Raw genomic sequence first — 18,136 nt, 5'->3', positions numbered from 1 at the left:
CCACCCTCCGCACTCCAGAATCAAAACTGTCCATGCGTATCCACGTCAGCTTCATCGACCGCATCGGCATCACCCAGGAAGTCCTGGCGTTGCTCGGTGGGCGCAATCTCAATCTGGATGCGGTGGAAATGGTCCCGCCCAACGTCTACATCGACGCGCCGACCCTGAGCGCGGCGGTCCTGGAAGAACTGCGCGACGCGCTGTTCAGCGTGCACGGCGTGCAGGCGGTGACGGTGGTGGACATCCTTCCCGGCCAACGTCGACACCTGCAGCTCGACGCCCTGCTGGCGGCCATGACCGATCCGGTGTTGGCCCTGGACAGCGCCGGCAAAGTGCTGCTGGCCAACCCGGCATTGATCGCCCTCTACGGTCGCGAACCTGCCGGAGAAAGCCTCGCCGAACTGTTTGACGATCCTGCGTTGCTGGAGGCCTTGCTGGAGCACGGTTTCCGTCTGCCACTGCGTGAGATCAGCGTCAACGGCCAGACCTTGTTGCTCGACGCCACGCCGATCACTGACGCCGGCGCGCTGCTCACCCTGTATCCACCCAACCGCATGGGCGAGCGGCTGTCGGCGCTGCACCACGACCATGCCGAAGGGTTTGACGCGCTGCTGGGCGAATCCCCGGCGATTCGCACGCTCAAGGTCCGCGCGCAACGGGTCGCGGCGCTGGATGCACCGTTGTTGATCCAGGGCGAAACCGGTACCGGCAAAGAATTGGTGGCCCGCGCCTGTCACGCCATCAGCGCGCGCCACAGCTCACCATTCCTGGCGCTGAACTGTGCGGCGCTCCCGGAAAACCTGGCCGAGAGCGAACTGTTCGGCTACGCCCCCGGCGCCTTTACCGGAGCCCAGCGCGGCGGCAAACCGGGGCTGATGGAACTGGCCAACCAAGGCACGGTATTTCTCGATGAAATCGGCGAGATGTCGCCCTATTTACAGGCCAAGTTGCTGCGTTTTCTCAACGACGGCAGCTTCCGTCGCGTGGGCGGCGACCGTGAGATCAAGGTCAATGTACGCATCCTCAGCGCCACCCATCGCGACCTGGAAAAGATGGTCGGCGAAGGCACTTTCCGCGAAGACCTGTTCTATCGCCTGAACGTGCTCAACGTCGAAGTCCCACCGTTGCGCGAACGTGGCCAGGACATCCTGTTGCTGGCCCGCTACTTCATGCAGCAAGCCTGCGCGCAGATCCAGCGCCCGGTCTGCCGCCTGGCGCCCGGCACCTATCCGGCGCTGCTGGGCAACCGCTGGCCAGGCAACGTACGGCAGTTGCAAAACGTGATTTTCCGCGCCGCCGCAATCTGTGAAAGCAGCCTGGTGGATATCGGCGACCTGGATATCGCCGGCACCTCGGTGGCGCGCCAGGGTGACGGTGAAGTCGACAGCCTGGAACAGGCGGTGGAAGATTTCGAACGTTCGTTGCTGGAGAAGCTGTATGTCAGCTACCCCTCGACCCGGCAACTGGCGAGCCGCCTACAGACCTCCCACACTGCCATCGCCCATCGCTTGCGCAAGTACGGCATCCCCACCAAGTCCTGACGTCAAAAGCGACCTCTACCTGTACTGAAAGCGCTACAGTGGAACGATATCGCTACACACTCATCCAACGCACGCCACGCAAGGCTTTGATCCTCATAGGCTTTTTTTAGCCGTTCTGGCTGTAGCGATATCACTACAGCCAGCGTGGTCCTCATTTCGCAAAAAATCAGTAACCTATTGATTTTTAATGACTAAAAAACATTGGCCGCCTTTTTGCTAAGGACTTACCTATTCCAATCCCGTCCACCAGACGATTCTGGCCCTGAGGAGTTTCCATGAGCGAGTTGCGTTTCACTGAAGATCACGAATGGCTACGCGCCGAAGCCGACGGCAGCGTCACCGTGGGCATCACCGCTTTCGCGCAGAATGCGCTGGGTGACGTGGTTTTCGTGCAACTGCCTGAATTACAGGCCTACGACCAGGGCGCGGAAGCGTCCACCGTGGAATCAGTCAAGGCCGCCAGCGGTGTGTACATGCCCCTTTCCGGCGACGTGCTGGAAGTCAACGAGAAGCTCAGCGACAGCCCGGAACTGGTCAACGAAGACCCGATGGGCGAAGGCTGGTTCTTCCGTTTTAAACCGGCTGATGCCGACGCAGTAGCTAAGCTGTTGGATCAGGATGCGTATGATCGCCTGATCAAAGCCAACGCTGAAGCTTGAGGAGCGCGCCATGACCATTCAACTGACGACCGCCAACGAATTCATCGCCCGCCACATCGGCCCGCGCCAGGACGACGAGCAGCAAATGCTTGCCAGCCTGGGCTTTGACTCCCTCGAAGCGCTGGGCGCCAGCGTGATCCCGGAAAGCATCAAGGGCACTGCGGTGCTGGGCATGGACGACGGCTTGAGCGAAGCCGATGCCCTGGCTTCCATCAAGGCCATCGCGGCCAAGAACCAACTGTTCAAGACCTACATCGGCCAGGGCTACTACAACTGCCACACGCCTTCGCCGATCCTGCGCAACCTGTTGGAAAATCCGGCCTGGTACACCGCCTACACCCCGTACCAGCCAGAGATTTCCCAAGGCCGCCTGGAAGCGCTGCTGAACTTCCAGACGCTGATCAGCGACCTCACCGGCCTGCCGATCGCCAACGCTTCCCTGCTGGACGAAGCCACCGCCGCCGCCGAAGCCATGACCTTCTGCAAGCGCCTGAGCAAGAACAAGGGCAGCCACGCCTTCTTTGCCTCGATCCACTGCCACCCGCAAACCCTTGATGTGCTGCGCACCCGCGCCGAACCGTTGGGCATCGAGGTGGTGGTCGGCGACGAGCGCGAATTGAGCGACGTCAGCGCGTTCTTCGGCGCCTTGCTGCAATACCCGGCCAGCAACGGTGACGTGTTCGATTACCGCGAACTGACCGAGCGTTTCCACGCCGCCAACGCGCTGGTGGCCGTGGCCGCGGACCTGCTGGCCCTGACCCTGCTGACGCCACCGGGCGAATTCGGTGCCGATGTGGCCATCGGCAGCGCGCAACGCTTTGGCGTGCCACTGGGGTTCGGTGGACCGCACGCGGCTTACTTCTCCACCCAGGATGCGTTCAAGCGGGATATGCCGGGCCGTCTGGTGGGCGTCTCCGTCGACCGTTTCGGCAAGCCGGCCCTGCGCCTGGCGATGCAGACCCGCGAGCAACATATCCGCCGCGAGAAAGCCACCAGCAATATCTGCACCGCCCAAGTGCTGCTGGCCAACATTGCCAGCATGTACGCCGTGTACCACGGCCCCAAAGGCCTGACCCAGATCGCCCAACGCATTCATCACCTGACCGCGATCCTGGCCAACGGCTTGACCGCGCTGGGGCTGAACGTCGAGCAGGCTACCTTCTTCGACACCCTGACGATCAACACCGGCGCCAACACCACAGCCCTGCACGACAAGGCCCGCGCCCAGCGCATCAACCTGCGCGTGGTCGACGCTGAACGCCTGGGCGTGTCGCTCGACGAAACCACCGTGCAAGCAGACCTCGAAACACTGTTCGCGCTGTTCGCGGACGGCAAGGCAGCACCGGACTTCAACGCCCTGGCCGCCAGTGTCGACAGCACGCTGCCCGCCGCGCTGCTGCGCCAGTCGCCGATCCTCAGTCATCCGGTGTTCAACCGTTATCACTCGGAAACCGAGCTGATGCGCTACCTGCGCAAGCTGGCCGACAAGGATCTGGCGCTGGATCGCACCATGATCCCGCTGGGTTCATGCACCATGAAACTCAACGCCGCCAGCGAAATGATCCCGGTGACCTGGGCTGAATTCGGCGCGCTGCACCCCTTCGCGCCCGCCGCACAAAGCGCCGGCTACCAGCAACTGACCACCGAGCTGGAGGCCATGCTCTGCGCGGCCACCGGCTACGACGCGATTTCGCTGCAACCCAACGCCGGTTCCCAGGGTGAATACGCCGGCCTGCTGGCGATTCGTGCCTATCACCAGAGCCGTGGCGATGAGCGTCGTGACATCTGCCTGATTCCCTCGTCGGCCCACGGCACCAACCCGGCCACCGCCAACATGGCTGGCATGCGCGTGGTCGTTACCGCCTGCGATGCACGGGGTAACGTTGATATCGAAGATTTGCGCACCAAGGCCATCGAGCACCGCGACCATCTCGCCGCGCTGATGATCACCTACCCGTCGACCCACGGCGTGTTCGAGGAAGGTATCCGCGAAATCTGCGGGATCATTCATGACAACGGCGGCCAGGTGTACATCGACGGCGCCAACATGAACGCAATGGTTGGCCTCTGCGCACCCGGCAAGTTCGGCGGCGACGTGTCCCACCTGAACCTGCACAAGACCTTCTGCATCCCGCACGGTGGTGGCGGCCCGGGCGTTGGCCCGATTGGCGTCAAATCCCACCTCACGCCATTCCTGCCCGGCCACGCGGCCATGGAGCGCAAGGCAGGCGCGGTGTGCGCGGCACCGTTCGGCAGCGCGAGTATCCTGCCTATCACTTGGATGTACATCAGCATGATGGGCGGTGCGGGCCTCAAGCGCGCCTCACAGTTGGCGATCTTGAACGCCAACTACATTTCCCGCCGCCTGGAAGAACATTATCCCGTGCTGTACACCGGCAGCAACGGCCTGGTGGCGCACGAGTGCATTCTGGATCTGCGCCCGTTGAAAGACAGCAGCGGCATCAGCGTGGATGACGTGGCCAAACGCCTGATCGACTTCGGTTTCCATGCGCCGACCATGTCGTTCCCGGTCGCTGGGACCTTGATGATCGAGCCGACCGAAAGCGAATCCAAGGAAGAACTGGACCGCTTCTGCGACGCCATGATCGCCATCCGCGAAGAGATCCGCGCGGTGGAAAACGGCACATTGGACAAAGACGACAACCCACTGAAAAACGCTCCGCACACCGCTGCGGAACTGGTCGGTGAATGGAGCCACCCTTACAGTCGTGAACAAGCGGTGTATCCGCTGGCGTCGTTGATCGAAGGCAAGTACTGGCCGCCGGTCGGCCGCGTCGACAACGTGTTTGGTGATCGTAACCTCGTATGCGCATGCCCTTCGATCGAGAGCTACGCCTGAAAACACCTTTCCCCCTGTAGGAGCGAGCAAGCTCACTCCTACAGGGAATGGGTTGAATCGGGTATCCCATAATAAGAAACCGGAGAACAACCATGTCCCTTAGCGTGTTCGACCTGTTCAAGATTGGCATCGGCCCCTCCAGTTCCCATACCGTCGGCCCGATGCGCGCGGCAGCTCGATTCGTCGAGGGCCTCAAGCGTGACAGCCTGCTCGACAGCACCACCTGCGTCAAAGTGGAACTCTACGGTTCACTCGGCGCCACCGGCAAAGGTCACGGCAGCGACAAGGCCGTGCTGCTGGGCCTGGAAGGTGAGCACCCCGACAGCGTAAACACCGAAACCGTGCCCGCGCGCCTGCAAGAGATTCGCGGCAACGCACGTTTGAATCTGCTCGGCGAACACAGCATTGCGTTCAACGAGAAAGAACACCTGGCGATGATTCGCAAACCCTTGGCCTATCACCCCAACGGCATGATCTTTCGCGCCTTTGACGCCGCCGGCTTGCAGATTCGCAGTCGCGAGTACTACTCGGTGGGCGGCGGGTTCGTGGTGGATGAAGATGCCGCCGGCGCCGACCGGATTGTCGAAGACGCCACGCCGCTGACGTTCCCGTTCAAAAGTGCCAAGGATTTGCTCGGTCATTGCACCACCTATGGGCTGTCCATCAGCCAGGTCATGCTGACCAACGAAAGTGCCTGGCGCCCGGAAGCGGAAACCCGCAGCGGCTTGCTGAACATTTGGCAGGTGATGCAGGACTGTGTGGACGCGGGCTGTCGCAACGAAGGTATTCTGCCCGGTGGGCTGAAGGTCAAGCGACGGGCGGCGGCGTTGCATCGTCAGCTGTGCAAAAACCCCGAGTCTTCACTGCGCGATCCGCTATCGGTGCTTGACTGGGTCAACCTGTACGCCTTGGCGGTCAATGAAGAAAACGCCAACGGCGGGCGCGTGGTGACCGCGCCTACCAACGGTGCCGCCGGTATCGTGCCAGCGGTGTTGCATTACTACATGCGCTTTATCCCCGGTGCCTGCGAAGACGGCGTGGTGCGTTTCCTGCTCACCGCCGCCGCGATCGGCATCCTCTATAAAGAAAATGCTTCGATTTCCGGCGCCGAAGTCGGCTGCCAGGGCGAAGTCGGCGTGGCTTGCTCCATGGCCGCCGGAGCGTTGTGTGAAGTGCTGGGCGGCACGGTTTCCCAAGTGGAAAACGCCGCCGAGATTGGCATGGAACACAACCTCGGCCTGACCTGCGACCCCATCGGTGGGCTGGTACAGGTGCCCTGTATCGAGCGCAACGCCATGGGCTCGGTCAAGGCCATCAATGCGGTGCGCATGGCGTTGCGCGGCGACGGGCAACACTTCGTCTCACTGGACAAGGTCATCCGCACCATGCGCCAGACCGGCGCCGACATGAAAAGCAAATACAAGGAAACCGCCCGTGGCGGTTTGGCGGTCAACATTATCGAGTGCTGACGCCGACTGGCGCGTCCGCACGTTTTTCAGGAGCTGAATATGTCCACCGAAACCCTGTTGCAAACCCCATTGCACGCCCTGCATATCGAACTGGGCGCACGCATGGTGCCGTTCGCCGGCTACGACATGCCGGTGCAATACCCGCTGGGCGTGATGAAGGAACACCTGCACACCCGTGAACAGGCCGGGTTGTTCGATGTGTCGCACATGGGCCAGATTCGCCTGACCGGCGCCAATGCCGCCAAGGCCCTGGAAACCCTGGTGCCAGTGGACATCATCGACCTGCCAGTGGGCATGCAGCGTTATGCCATGTTTACCAACGATGAGGGTGGCATCCTCGATGACCTGATGGTCGCCAACCTGGGCAATGACGAACTGTTCCTGGTGGTCAACGCGGCCTGCAAGAACCAAGACCTGGCTCACCTGCGCCAGCACATTGGTGATCAATGCACCATCGAACCGCTGTTCGAGGAACGCGCGCTGCTCGCGCTGCAAGGTCCTGCGTCGGTCAACGTGCTCGCGCGTCTGGCGCCCGAGGTCAGCAAAATGACCTTCATGCAGTTCGCCACCCTGCGTCTGCTGGGTGTGGATTGCTATGTCAGCCGCTCTGGCTACACCGGCGAAGACGGCTTTGAAATCTCCGTCCCCGCCGCCAATGCCGAAAGCCTGGCCCGTAGCCTGCTGGCCGAAACCGAGGTACAGGCCATCGGCCTGGGTGCCCGCGACTCTCTGCGCCTGGAAGCCGGACTGTGCCTTTACGGCCATGACATGAACAGCGAAACCACCCCAATCGAGGCCAGCCTGCTGTGGGCCATCTCCAAGGTCCGCCGCGCCGACGGAGCACGGGCCGGTGGTTTCCCCGGTGCCGAGCGCATTTTCACTCAGCAGCAAACCGGCATCAGCCGCAAGCGCGTGGGCCTGCTCCCCCAAGAGCGCACCCCGGTGCGTGAAGGCGCGAAAATCGTCGACGAGCACGGTAATGTGATCGGTAGCGTGTGCAGTGGCGGCTTTGGGCCGAACCTGGGTGGCCCGCTCGCCATGGGTTACCTCGACAGTGCATTTACCGCACTGGACAGCGAAGTCTCAGCACTGGTGCGTGAGAAAAAGGTCCCACTTCGTGTAAGTAAAATGCCATTCATTCCACAACGTTACTATCGTGGCTGATTGACTGTTTCTATAAGTAACGCGGTTGCGTGCATAGGTACTAATCTGTAACGCAACCGCCATAAAACAGTGCATTGACGATAGTCAACGCTATGTGGATCAGCCTATAACAAGTGATCAACGCTATCGAATAAGGCAGTTCGACAATGTTCACCGAAGTGTCGTAAAGGCGAGTAAATACGTGGCCTGCCGAGGGCTTGTTTTTTCTATATTAGTTGGCGTAGAGTTTGCCCACTGTGTTTGCATGGGTCGCTTGGAACCTGGACCTGGGCAGTAGCCAAAGTTTGCTACAACCCGTTCGACGTCTCTTACTTTCCTGCAACCCAGCCCAGTACTCTTTCAGGTGAAAGGGGCTGTCATTAATTTTAGCGTCAAAGGAAAGAAGAAAATGGCTGAACGTCAGAGCGGTACCGTCAAGTGGTTTAACGACGAGAAAGGGTTTGGTTTTATCACTCCAGAAAGCGGTCCGGATCTGTTCGTGCATTTCCGCGCTATTCAGGGCAACGGCTTCAAGAGCCTGAAAGAAGGCCAGAAAGTGACTTTCATCGCCGTGCAAGGCCAGAAAGGCATGCAGGCTGACGAAGTACAAGCAGAAGGCTGATCCCTCCAGCAACAAAAAGCCCCTGATGGTGACATCAGGGGCTTTTTTATGTGCGTTTGTCCGTAAAATGGCGTTTTCCATCCAGAGAGCCCAGCCATGCCGAAACACCTGCTAAGCCCGCAAGGCGAATTTCCCGCCGTTGGCCTGGGCCGTCGTCTGGCAGCGATGTTCTATGACTTCCTGTTGTGTACCGCCCTGCTGATTGTCACAGCCTTCCTCTACAAGCTGGTGTGGATCGCCTTTATCGGCCAAACCCGGATGCGCGCCCTTTCCGAATCCGGTGCCCTTGACGGTGATCCACTGTTGTCGACGATTCTGTTTTTTGTGCTGTTCGGCTTCTTCGCCAAGTTCTGGACCCATTCCGGGCAGACGCTGGGCATGCAAGTGTGGGGCGTTCGAGTGCAGAACGCGGACGGTTCGCGCATCAGCCTGTGGCAGGCGTTGTTGCGCTTTGTGGTGTCGATTGCATCGTGGTTATGCGCGGGGCTGGGGTTTATCTGGTCGCTGATCGACAAGAAAAAACGCGCCTGGCATGACATCTATTCGGACACCCAGTTGGTGCGGATTCCGAAGCAGAAGAAGTAACCCGGGACCAACGAACGAGCCCTGAGGCCGCCCCTCAGGAATTTCCGGACTTGTCCTGTGGGTGATGGGCTTGTCCTGTGGCGAGGGGGCTTGTCCCCCGTTGGGCTGCGCAGCAGCCCCAATAAAAACGAGTGCGGTGTATCAGGCACTCCCCAGCTGCTGGTTTGGGGGCTGCTGCGCAGCCCAACGGGGGACAAGCCCCCTCGCCACAGGACAAGCCTCCTCGCCACAGACAAGCTCCCTCGCCACAGGGATAGGCCTCTTTATCAGAGGACAATCCTCTCACCCCAAGGCGCTCACTCAGGCGTTGCCAGCCAGCTTCAGGCGCGCCGCCTGGGTGAAGTCGAGCATACGTTTGAGTGGACGTACCGCATGGGGGATCAGGGATGGCTCGACGAGTATCTCATTGGTGCCTTCACGCAGGCATTGCAACGTGCGCTCCAGCGTATTCATCGCCATCCACGGGCAGTGCGCGCAACTGCGGCATGCCGCGCCGTTACCGGCGGTGGGCGCCTCCACGAATACCTTGTCCGGACACAACTGCTGCATCTTGTAGAAGATACCGCGGTCGGTGGCGACGATAAAGGTCTTGTTCGGCAAGCGTTGCGCGGCGGCGATCAACTGGCTGGTGGACCCCACGGCATCGGCCAGTTCGATCACCGCCGTCGGTGATTCCGGGTGCACCAGAATCGCGGCGTCCGGGTACAACGCCTTCATGTCTTCCAACTGCTTGGACTTGAACTCTTCGTGGACGATGCAGGCACCGTCCCAGAGCAGCATGTCGGCACCGGTCTGGCGCTGGATGTAGGTGCCCAAGTGCTTGTCCGGGCCCCAGATAATCGTCTCGCCGTTGTCCATCAGGCTTTCGACGATCTCCAACGCGCAGCTGGACGTCACCACCCAGTCAGCCCTGGCCTTGACCGCCGCCGACGTGTTGGCGTAGACCACCACGGTACGCTCGGGGTGTTGATCGCAGAAGGCGGAAAACTCGTCCACCGGGCAGCCCAGATCCAGGGAGCAGGTCGCCTCCAGCGTCGGCATCAGGATGCGTTTTTCGGGGGTGAGGATTTTCGCCGTCTCGCCCATGAAGCGCACACCGGCGACCAGTACCGTCTTGGCCGGGTGCGCGGCGCCAAAGCGGGCCATTTCCAGGGAGTCGGAAACGCAGCCGCCGGTTTCCTCGGCCAGGGCCTGAATCACCGGATCACAGTAGAAGTGGGCGACCAGCACCGCATCTTGAGCCTTGAGCTCAGCGGCAATGGCAGAACGTAAGCTCGCCTCTTCCTCGGCACTGAGCGCCTTGGGCTGCTTGGCGTCGAGGTGGGCTTGAACCAGAAGGCGTTCGGAAATTTGCGTCATGTTCGCAAGACCTGCAGGCGCAGTTGCGCGAAAGTCGAGTGTATCACCGGCTCTGGAACCCTTTGGGCACCGCCGGACGAAGTGATTGTGTACGTTAAGCACGGTTAACGGTGAAGCTGCGCAAGGCTACAGAATATCGAATGGATTCAAAAGCCTAATCTGGCGCATAAGCCCATTCCCTCTCAGTAAGAGCATTTCAGCCGTTAGCCGCTGCGGGTACATTGCCCATTTCCCTCGCAAGCTCCAGCCAGGCACGCGCCGCTTGCGGGAGATGCGCATGACGTCTCCAGGCCAGCGCGATGTGCCAGTCGGTCCGGGGCTCATTGAGGGGCGTAAGGGCGATACCGGGATGCAGGTGTTTGTGGGCAAGCATTTGCGGCAGAAACGCGACACCCAGGCCGGCACTGACCAAATCCACGATGAAATCGATTTGCGCGCTGCGGGCCGTCACGCGAGGCACCACTCCCCGCCGCTCGCAGGCATTGAGAATGATGGGATTGAGGGCGAAGCCAGCCTCGTAAAGAATGAACGGAGAATCAGCCAGATCGGAAAAATTCACCTGCGCCCGTCCGGCCAGGGGATGATCCATCGGCATCACCACCATCAACGGCTCGACCCGTACGTCTTGATATTCAAACTCGCCTTCAACCGGCACCAACAAGGCTGCCAAGTCCACCTGACCGGCCTGCAGGCATTGCGCAAGTTTCTTGCTGCCGTGCTCGATCAATTGAATCTCGATATCCGGATAGCGCCGCCGATACAGCGCAAACATTGCTGCGAACAACTCGCCGCTGCCCACCGGCGGCAGACCAATGCGCAACACGCCGCGCTTGAGCCCTAGCAGGTCGTCGATCTCCGCCACCAGATCGCTGCGCTCGGCCAGCAGCACCAGCGCACGGCGGTAGGTAATTTCACCCGCTGCGGTCAGTTCGCTCTTATGCCCGATGCGGTTGAACAGCGGCGTGCCCAACTCGTCCTCAAGGGTCCTGACCGCCTTGCTGACGCTGGACTGGGTCAGCGAAACCACCTCGGCGGCCTGTGAGAAACCGCCTTGACGCACCACTTCGACAAAGGTGCGCAACGTGCGAAGGTTCATCAATATTCCCTTTGCGACTGGATTAAAGTTGTAAAAGTTGTTTTTACCATGAATAGCCTTTGTCTATCCTCCCAACCACCGTTCTATTGATTCCGGGGACTCACTGTTCATGATCATTTCGTCCGCATCGGATTACCGCGAAGCCGCACGCCGCAAACTGCCACGCTTCCTGTTCGACTACATCGACGGTGGCGCCTACGCCGAACACACGCTCAAGGCCAATAGCTCGGACCTTGCCGACATCAGCCTGCGCCAGCGCATCCTGCGTAATGTCGAAAGCCTGAGCCTGGAAACCCGCTTGTTCGACCAGCCGCTGGCGCTGCCGGTGATCATCAGCCCGGTGGGGCTGACCGGCATGTACGCCCGGCGCGGTGAAGTCCAGGCGGCGAAGGCAGCAGCCAACAAGGGCATTCCCTTTTGCCTGTCGACGGTGTCGGTCTGTCCGATCGAGGAAGTCGCGTCACAGACCGCGCAATCCATCTGGTTCCAGCTCTACGTATTGAAAGACCGCGGCTTCATGAAAAACGCCCTGGAGCGCGCCCAGGCAGCCGGGGTAAAAACCCTGGTGTTCACCGTCGACATGCCGACCCCCGGCGCGCGCTACCGTGATGCCCACTCCGGCATGTCCGGACCGTACGCGGCGCAGCGCCGGATGCTGCAAGCCCTGGGCAAACCGGCCTGGGCCTTTGATGTCGGGCTCATGGGGCGCCCCCATGACCTGGGCAATATCTCGCGCTACCTGGGCAAGCCGACCCACCTGGAAGACTACATCGGCTGGCTGGCGAACAACTTCGACCCTTCGATCAGTTGGAAAGACCTGGAGTGGATTCGCGAGTCCTGGAAAGGCCCGATGATTATCAAAGGCATCCTCGATCCCCAGGATGCCAAGGATGCCGTGATCTTCGGCGCAGACGGCATCGTCGTCTCCAACCACGGCGGTCGCCAGCTGGACGGCGTGCTGTCCACCGCCAAGGCCTTGCCGGCAATTGCCCAGGCGGTGGGCAGCGATCTCACCGTGCTGGTCGACTCCGGGGTGCGTTCGGGGCTGGACGTGGTGCGCATGCTCGCCCTCGGCGCGCGCGGCGTGTTGCTTGGCCGGGCACCCGCGTATGCATTGGCGGCTGACGGACAGCGTGGAGTGGAAAATCTGCTGGATATTTTCGCCAAGGAAATGCGTGTGGCGATGACCCTGACCGGGGTGACGTCGATTGCACAAATCGATGAATCAATCCTGGTTCAGGGGCGGATCTGAGACCCAGCGCTCAGGTCCTACTATCTTGCTGACACTGGTGATCTGCTCGTTCCAGATCATCTCGTAGTGCGCGGCCTGGACAATCGACAACACCGCGCGGGGTGTCAGCAGTGCCCAGCAATGGTCGCCCGGCGCCCGCACCGACAGGTAGCGAAGGCCGGGACAGCCGGCCTTCTTCAGCGCGGCGCCCAAGCGTTGGGCGGGCACGTAGTCGTCAGGGTGGTAGATGGGATCGGTGCGCGGGATGCGCGTCGCATCTTTCATCGAGTCGTCGACAAAGGATACGGACAATCCGCGAAACACAAAGCGCTCGAAGTTCAGACCGCGCACCTTCGACCAATACTGATTCTGATGGTAGTGGACTTCCGCCAGCGCGGTTTCCATGGTCGCAGCCAGGTACAGCACCCCAAAACTGCCATCGCTGAATCGCGACCCGGCGGGATTTATGTGCGTGAACGGCGCGATCGCGTATGAACAGCCGGGTATGCCAAAAGGGATTTCGCGGCGAGGTATCAACTCCAGCGCGCCAATCTGATTGCTCAGCCGGGGATTGGTCAGGGCTTGAATCTGATACAGCACCTCAAACTCATCGGCGTCCGCCACATCATCAAACAACGCAATTGGCGGAAACTTGGAGTTGACCAGCCGATAAGCCTGCACGTGCTCCCCGGCCAGATTACCCAAGTGTTCCAACATCACCATTGCGCTCCACGCAGCGCATCAATCCGGCGAAAGGTCTCGTACAGAGAAATCATATCGCCCTGAGCCATGATCTCGAGCGGGGTTCGACCGTTGAAGAAACTGTTATCGTTCACCATCCCCGGGAAGCCGTACACGTTCTCGGGATTATCAAAGACCATGCGCAGCGTGGCGTGGATATTCAGCACAAAACTGATGCGCTGCATCTGGTCGTGATCCAAGCCGATGCTCCATTCGCCACCGCGCTGTTTGGCTCGGGTGTAGGTACTGCGTGAGATACGCAGGATGCGACAGACCTGGTCGCTGCTGGCCTGCCATTTCTCGAGAATGCTCACTGCCGTGCGCAATCCGCTTACACACTGATCCTTGGTGAACACTTGGGGCTGGAGAGCCAAAGACATAATCGCCACTCGCAATATGTTCTACAGACTCAAATATAGACAAATTGAGCCCACAGAACAAATAACAGGCAAAAAAAAACCCGGAAATCCTCACTTGCGTGGGCCTTCCGGATTTTCTAAACCGCCAAAAATGGTGGGTCGTGTGGGATTCGAACCTACGACCAATTGGTTAAAAGCCAACTGCTCTACCAACTGAGCTAACGACCCGCTGTGTGGTGGCGCGTATAATACTGATTTCTAAGGATTATTCAATACCTTATTTTAAATAAATCAGAAATAACGCGTAGGGTCCTCAATTCCGGCCGCCTGGAAGCCTTCAGCGCGCAGTCGGCAGCTGTCGCATTTCCCGCACGCGCGGCCGTCTGCGTCGGCTTGATAGCAGGAAACCGTCAGCGAGTAATCGACGCCCAGCCCGACACCCGCCTTGATGATATCGGCCTTGCTCAGATTCTGAAGCGGCGCCAGGATGCGGAAACCCTCTCCTTCCACGCCGGCTTTAGTCGCCAGGTTAGCCATGCGCTCGAAGGACTCGACAAATTCGGGACGGCAGTCCGGATACCCCGAGTAATCCACGGCGTTGACGCCGATGAAGATGTCACGAGCGTTGATCACTTCTGCCCAACCCAGCGCCAGGGACAGGAACACGGTGTTGCGTGCCGGTACGTAGGTAACCGGAATGCCCTCGGTGGGCGACTCAGGCACGTCGATGGCACTGTCGGTCAAGGCTGAGCCGCCGATACCGTTGAGGTTCAGGCCAATGACCTTGTGCTCGACCACACCCAGGTCGCGGGCAACGCGGGCGGCGGCATCCAACTCGGCACGGGAACGCTGACCATAATCAAAACTCATGGTGTAACAGCTGTAGCCCTCCGCACGCGCCAGCGCGACGACAGTGGCAGAGTCGAGACCGCCGGACAACAGGATTACGGCGCGTTTTTGTTCGATCGTTTGCTCAGTCATTTCAGCGTCCCGGCTCGTCGTTCCAAAGGTATTTATGCAGCTGCAATTGCAGGCGCACCGGCAGGTTGTCCGCAACCACCCAATCAGCAAGATCGCGAGCGTTCAAGTCATGATGGCTTGGGGAGAACAAGACTTCACCCGCGCGCCGGTCCAGGCCGTACTGGATCAGCTTGGAGCTGGCCCAGTCATAGTCCTCACGCGAACAGATGACGAACTTGACCTGGTCGTTGGCCGTCAGCAGGTCGAGGTTCTCGTAGCGGTTGCGATTGACTTCCTTGGAGCCGGGTGTCTTGAGGTCGACAACCCGACTGACCCGCGGATCAACCGCTGAAATGTCCAGCGCGCCGCTGGTTTCCAGGGACACCTCATAACCGGCGTCACACAGTTGCTTGAGCAACGCGATAGCATTCGGCTGGGCCAACGGTTCGCCGCCTGTCACACAGACGTAACGCGGGCGATAACTGGCAACCTGCTCCAGAATGTCGTCAAGGGTGCGCACGGTGCCACCAGTGAAGGCGTAGGCGCTGTCACAGTACTGGCAACGCAACGGGCAACCGGTGAGGCGCACGAATACTGTGGGCAGGCCAGCGGTGCGCGTTTCACCCTGTAACGAGTAAAAAACTTCGGTGATGCGTAATGTGTCTTGCATAATCGCCACGGGCGTAACAGCTAAACAGGCTGTCCGCCTCCGTCAGGCACTTCAAGGGATCCCGGCAAAGCGTGAACCCCAAAAAGCGTATTTCATAAAAGGGCGTGGATTCTAACGAAAAAACCCGCGACAAGTGCGGGTTTCTTCCAAACGCGATAGCCTCGCTTACAAGCGCTGCAGGTCCCGCTGGGCCAACTGCGCGGCGGATGTGCCCGGATATTGGGCCACCACTTGCTGCAGAATGCCTTTGACCTTGTCGGTATGACTCAGGCGGCGCTCTACATCAGCCAGTTTGTACAACGAGTCAGGCACCTTAGAATGCTTGGGGTAGAGCTGGCTGACCTTGGCGAACGCCTGGCCCGCGCCTTGCAGATCACCCTTGGCCAGGTTGACTTCACCCAACCAGTACTGGGCGTTGCCAGCGTACTGACTGTTCGGGTAACGACCCAGGAAAGCGGTGAACGCCTTGCTGGCCTTGTCAAAATCCTTGGCTTTGATCAGGTCGAAGGCTGCGTCGTAATACAGCTTTTCCTTGGCCGGATCAGCCGGTTCACTGCTGGCGGCAGGCGCCTGGCTGGCACCTGCGGCAGCACCACCGACGGCGCTTGCGGCGCCATCGGCAGGAGAATTCTCAGGAGTGGCGGCAGGTGTAACGCCGGTCCCTATACGCCGATCAAGATCCTGGTATCGCTCCAGGCCTTCTTGCTTCAGACGATTCACTTCATTTTGCAGAACTTCAATCGCGCCTCGCTGCTGCGCCAATTGATCCTGCATGCGCTGCAGTTGGTTGAACAGCTCGCCCTGTGCCGAGACAGGGGTCGAAACCCCTCCCCCGGCATAGGCACCGTTCGTGCCATAACCTGCTGGTGGATAGCTGCTCCCACTATTGTTATAGCCAGAGTTGCTATCTTCCACGGGAACCTCAGCCCACACCGCAAACGGTGCGAGGCTGAGAGCCAATACGGTTACAACACGACGGCACGTTCGCATGACGAATTACTTACGCAGTTCGACGCGACGGTTTTGAGCCCAGGATTGCTCGTCGTTGCCGGTAGCAACTGGACGCTCTTCACCGTAGGAAACCAGTTCCAGCTGAGCTGGGGAAACGCCTTGCAGTACCAGGTAACGCTGAACGGCTTTCGCACGACGCTCGCCCAGTGCCATGTTGTACTCACGAGTACCACGTTCGTCGGTGTTGCCTTCCAGAACAACGCGAGCGCCGTTTGCTTTCAGGTCCTTGGCGTGAACGTCCAGAGCGCGCATGGCCTCTGGCTTCAGGTCCGAACTGTCGTATTCGAAGTAAAAAGTGGTGATAGCGCGCAGAGCCGCTTCTTCGCTCAGGGAGCCGTCAACTGCACCAGTGTTAGCGCCGTAACCAGCGTTTGGATCAACAGCTGCGCCTTCACCGGCATTGTCGCCGCCTTTGGACGAGCAACCAACGGCTACGGACAGAGCCAGAGCCAGAGCAGCAAACTTACCAAACTTCAGCATTTCCATCGTGAAACTCCTAATGAACCCCAGTGTGTTAAGTACTTCTTTTTGTAGCGCCGCGTCAGTTCAGGTAAGGGGACCAGGACGGTTCTCTGACTTCGCCTTGTGCGGTAGGAAGCGGGAGCCTTACGCGTCCGTTAATGGACACGAGCATCAAGACTCCCCGGCCCTGCTGGCGGGTGGCGTAGATTACCATGGTGCCGTTGGGCGCAACAGTAGGCGACTCATCAAGAGTGCTGTCTGTAAGGATCTTTACACTACCACGCTGCAAATCCTGGGCCGCCACCTTGAAATTAGTGAAACCTTCCTGGCGATGGATCATAACCAAGGTCTTTTCATCAGCCGAAAGCTTCGGATTGGCGTTGTAGTTACCGATAAAGGTCACACGCTCGGCAGCACCGCCGTTGACACTGCTCTTATAGATCTGTGGCTTGCCGCCACGGTCGGAGGTGAAGTAGATGGTTGAGCCATCCTTGCCCCAGAACGGTTCGGTATTAATGCCGGGACCGGAAGTGACACGGGTGATCTGGCGCGAACCGAGGTTCATCACATAGATATCCGGGTTACCGTCCTTGGACAGCACGAATGCCAGACGATTACCATCCGGCGACCAGGCAGGTGCGCCGTTCAGGCCTTCGAAGTTGGTGATCTGCTCGCGACGACCGGTATCGATGTGTTGCACGAAGATACGCGGACGCTTCTGTTCAAAGGACACATAGGCAATCCGCTTGCCATCCGGCGCAAAACGCGGCGACAGGATAGGCTCGCGCGATTGCAACAAGGTCACGGCGCGAGCACCGTCGTAGTCCGAGCGCTGCAAGGTGTAACGCGTGTTGTTGACCGAAAAACGCTCGGCGGTCACATACAGCAGGCGGGTAGAGAACGCACCTTTGATACCAACCAGCTTTTCAAACGATTGGTCGGCAATGTAGTGCGCCATGTCCCTGAGTTGATCGACACTTCCCGAAACACTACCCGTCAGCACTTGCTGCTCGGTGGCCACGTTGAACAGCGCGTATTGCACCTGCAGGCGACCACCGGCCGGAACGATGCTGCCGACCATCAGGTACTGGGCGCCCAAGGCTTTCCAGTCACGATAGATGACTTCGCTGCCTTGGGTCGGTTGGCTGATCATGTTCTGTTTCGGGATTGGCGCGTAATAACCCGAGTTGCGCAGGTCGTTACCAATAATCTCCGCCATGTCCTCCGGCAGCACGCTGCCGCCCTGCCAACCAAACGGCACTACCGCGATCGGCGTCGCCCGGTCGCTGCCACTGGTGACCAAAATATTCTTTTCATCGGCCGCCGCTATGCCTGCCATACAGCAAATAACGACAAGCATTCCTCGAA

17 protein-coding genes and 1 tRNA gene are annotated in these 18,136 nt (G+C 59.8%); 8 read left to right on the top strand and 10 right to left on the bottom strand.

Going from position 1 to position 18,136, the window contains the following annotated elements; genetic code table 11:
- Positions 1-32: 32 nt before the first annotated feature.
- The 7 genes from BLU75_RS02500 (at position 33) to BLU75_RS02470 (ending at position 8,879) form a co-directional block, all read left to right on the top strand.
- The gene (locus BLU75_RS02500) at positions 33-1,541 is read left to right on the top strand and encodes a sigma-54-dependent transcriptional regulator (RefSeq protein WP_090221360.1); all 1,509 of its coding nucleotides are present in this window, start codon (positions 33-35) and stop codon (positions 1,539-1,541) included.
- Between the two features lie 275 nt (positions 1,542-1,816).
- Positions 1,817-2,200, top strand: a complete 384-nt coding sequence (gene gcvH / locus BLU75_RS02495) for a glycine cleavage system protein GcvH (RefSeq protein WP_084380351.1) — start codon at positions 1,817-1,819, stop codon at positions 2,198-2,200.
- Positions 2,201-2,210: 10 nt separating this feature from the next.
- A complete protein-coding gene (gene gcvP, locus BLU75_RS02490; RefSeq protein WP_084380353.1) occupies positions 2,211-5,060 on the top strand; it encodes an aminomethyl-transferring glycine dehydrogenase in 2,850 nt (949 codons plus the stop codon).
- A gap of 92 nt (positions 5,061-5,152) precedes the next feature.
- Positions 5,153-6,529: an L-serine ammonia-lyase gene (locus BLU75_RS02485; RefSeq protein ID WP_084380355.1), complete on the top strand. Its 1,377-nt coding sequence runs from the start codon at positions 5,153-5,155 to the stop codon at positions 6,527-6,529.
- A gap of 39 nt (positions 6,530-6,568) precedes the next feature.
- Positions 6,569-7,693 (top strand): glycine cleavage system aminomethyltransferase GcvT, encoded by a 1,125-nt coding sequence (gcvT, locus tag BLU75_RS02480; protein WP_084380357.1) that lies wholly within the window; start codon positions 6,569-6,571, stop codon positions 7,691-7,693.
- Between the two features lie 388 nt (positions 7,694-8,081).
- The gene (locus BLU75_RS02475) at positions 8,082-8,294 is read left to right on the top strand and encodes a cold-shock protein (protein WP_003316897.1); all 213 of its coding nucleotides are present in this window, start codon (positions 8,082-8,084) and stop codon (positions 8,292-8,294) included.
- Positions 8,295-8,390: 96 nt separating this feature from the next.
- Complete coding sequence (locus BLU75_RS02470) at positions 8,391-8,879, top strand: RDD family protein (RefSeq protein ID WP_084380359.1); 489 nt, start codon at positions 8,391-8,393, stop codon at positions 8,877-8,879.
- A 300-nt stretch (positions 8,880-9,179) separates the two neighbouring features.
- Here the strand turns inward: BLU75_RS02470 and nadA are convergent, their stop codons facing one another.
- The gene (gene nadA, locus BLU75_RS02465) at positions 9,180-10,238 is read right to left on the bottom strand and encodes a quinolinate synthase NadA (protein WP_084380361.1); all 1,059 of its coding nucleotides are present in this window, start codon (positions 10,236-10,238) and stop codon (positions 9,180-9,182) included.
- 196 nt (positions 10,239-10,434) lie between these two features.
- Complete coding sequence (locus BLU75_RS02460) at positions 10,435-11,334, bottom strand: LysR family transcriptional regulator (protein ID WP_084380363.1); 900 nt, start codon at positions 11,332-11,334, stop codon at positions 10,435-10,437.
- A 109-nt stretch (positions 11,335-11,443) separates the two neighbouring features.
- Here BLU75_RS02460 and lldD point away from each other — a divergent pair, with 109 nt between their 5' ends.
- The gene (lldD, locus tag BLU75_RS02455) at positions 11,444-12,586 is read left to right on the top strand and encodes an FMN-dependent L-lactate dehydrogenase LldD (protein ID WP_084380365.1); all 1,143 of its coding nucleotides are present in this window, start codon (positions 11,444-11,446) and stop codon (positions 12,584-12,586) included.
- Here the strand turns inward: lldD and BLU75_RS02450 are convergent.
- The 8 genes from BLU75_RS02450 to tolB all read right to left on the bottom strand — a co-directional run bounded on the left by BLU75_RS02450 (position 12,560) and on the right by tolB (position 18,128).
- Positions 12,560-13,288, bottom strand: a complete 729-nt coding sequence (locus BLU75_RS02450) for an RES family NAD+ phosphorylase (RefSeq protein ID WP_084380367.1) — start codon at positions 13,286-13,288, stop codon at positions 12,560-12,562. The two genes, lldD and BLU75_RS02450, sit on opposite strands and share 27 nt — an antisense overlap.
- Positions 13,282-13,686 (bottom strand): antitoxin Xre-like helix-turn-helix domain-containing protein, encoded by a 405-nt coding sequence (locus BLU75_RS02445; RefSeq protein ID WP_084380369.1) that lies wholly within the window; start codon positions 13,684-13,686, stop codon positions 13,282-13,284. The genes BLU75_RS02450 and BLU75_RS02445 overlap by 7 nt, the downstream gene beginning before the upstream one ends.
- Positions 13,687-13,817: 131 nt before the next feature.
- A tRNA-Lys gene (locus BLU75_RS02440) sits at positions 13,818-13,893 on the bottom strand.
- 63 nt (positions 13,894-13,956) lie between these two features.
- The gene (gene queC / locus BLU75_RS02435) at positions 13,957-14,631 is read right to left on the bottom strand and encodes a 7-cyano-7-deazaguanine synthase QueC (protein ID WP_165447495.1); all 675 of its coding nucleotides are present in this window, start codon (positions 14,629-14,631) and stop codon (positions 13,957-13,959) included.
- Positions 14,632-14,647: 16 nt separating this feature from the next.
- Positions 14,648-15,295: a 7-carboxy-7-deazaguanine synthase QueE gene (queE, locus tag BLU75_RS02430; protein ID WP_084380374.1), complete on the bottom strand. Its 648-nt coding sequence runs from the start codon at positions 15,293-15,295 to the stop codon at positions 14,648-14,650.
- Between the two features lie 165 nt (positions 15,296-15,460).
- The gene (gene ybgF / locus BLU75_RS02425) at positions 15,461-16,285 is read right to left on the bottom strand and encodes a tol-pal system protein YbgF (RefSeq protein WP_084380376.1); all 825 of its coding nucleotides are present in this window, start codon (positions 16,283-16,285) and stop codon (positions 15,461-15,463) included.
- Positions 16,286-16,291: 6 nt separating this feature from the next.
- Positions 16,292-16,792 (bottom strand): peptidoglycan-associated lipoprotein Pal, encoded by a 501-nt coding sequence (gene pal / locus BLU75_RS02420; protein ID WP_028621922.1) that lies wholly within the window; start codon positions 16,790-16,792, stop codon positions 16,292-16,294.
- Between the two features lie 55 nt (positions 16,793-16,847).
- Entirely contained in the window at positions 16,848-18,128 is a 1,281-nt protein-coding gene (tolB, locus tag BLU75_RS02415) for a Tol-Pal system beta propeller repeat protein TolB (protein ID WP_165447496.1), read from the bottom strand.
- Between the last annotated feature and the right edge of the window lie 8 nt (positions 18,129-18,136).

The sequence above is a fragment of the Pseudomonas mucidolens genome (assembly GCF_900106045.1).
GTDB lineage: Bacteria > Pseudomonadota > Gammaproteobacteria > Pseudomonadales > Pseudomonadaceae > Aquipseudomonas > Aquipseudomonas mucidolens.
This window is presented reverse-complemented; position numbering and strand designations above follow the sequence as displayed.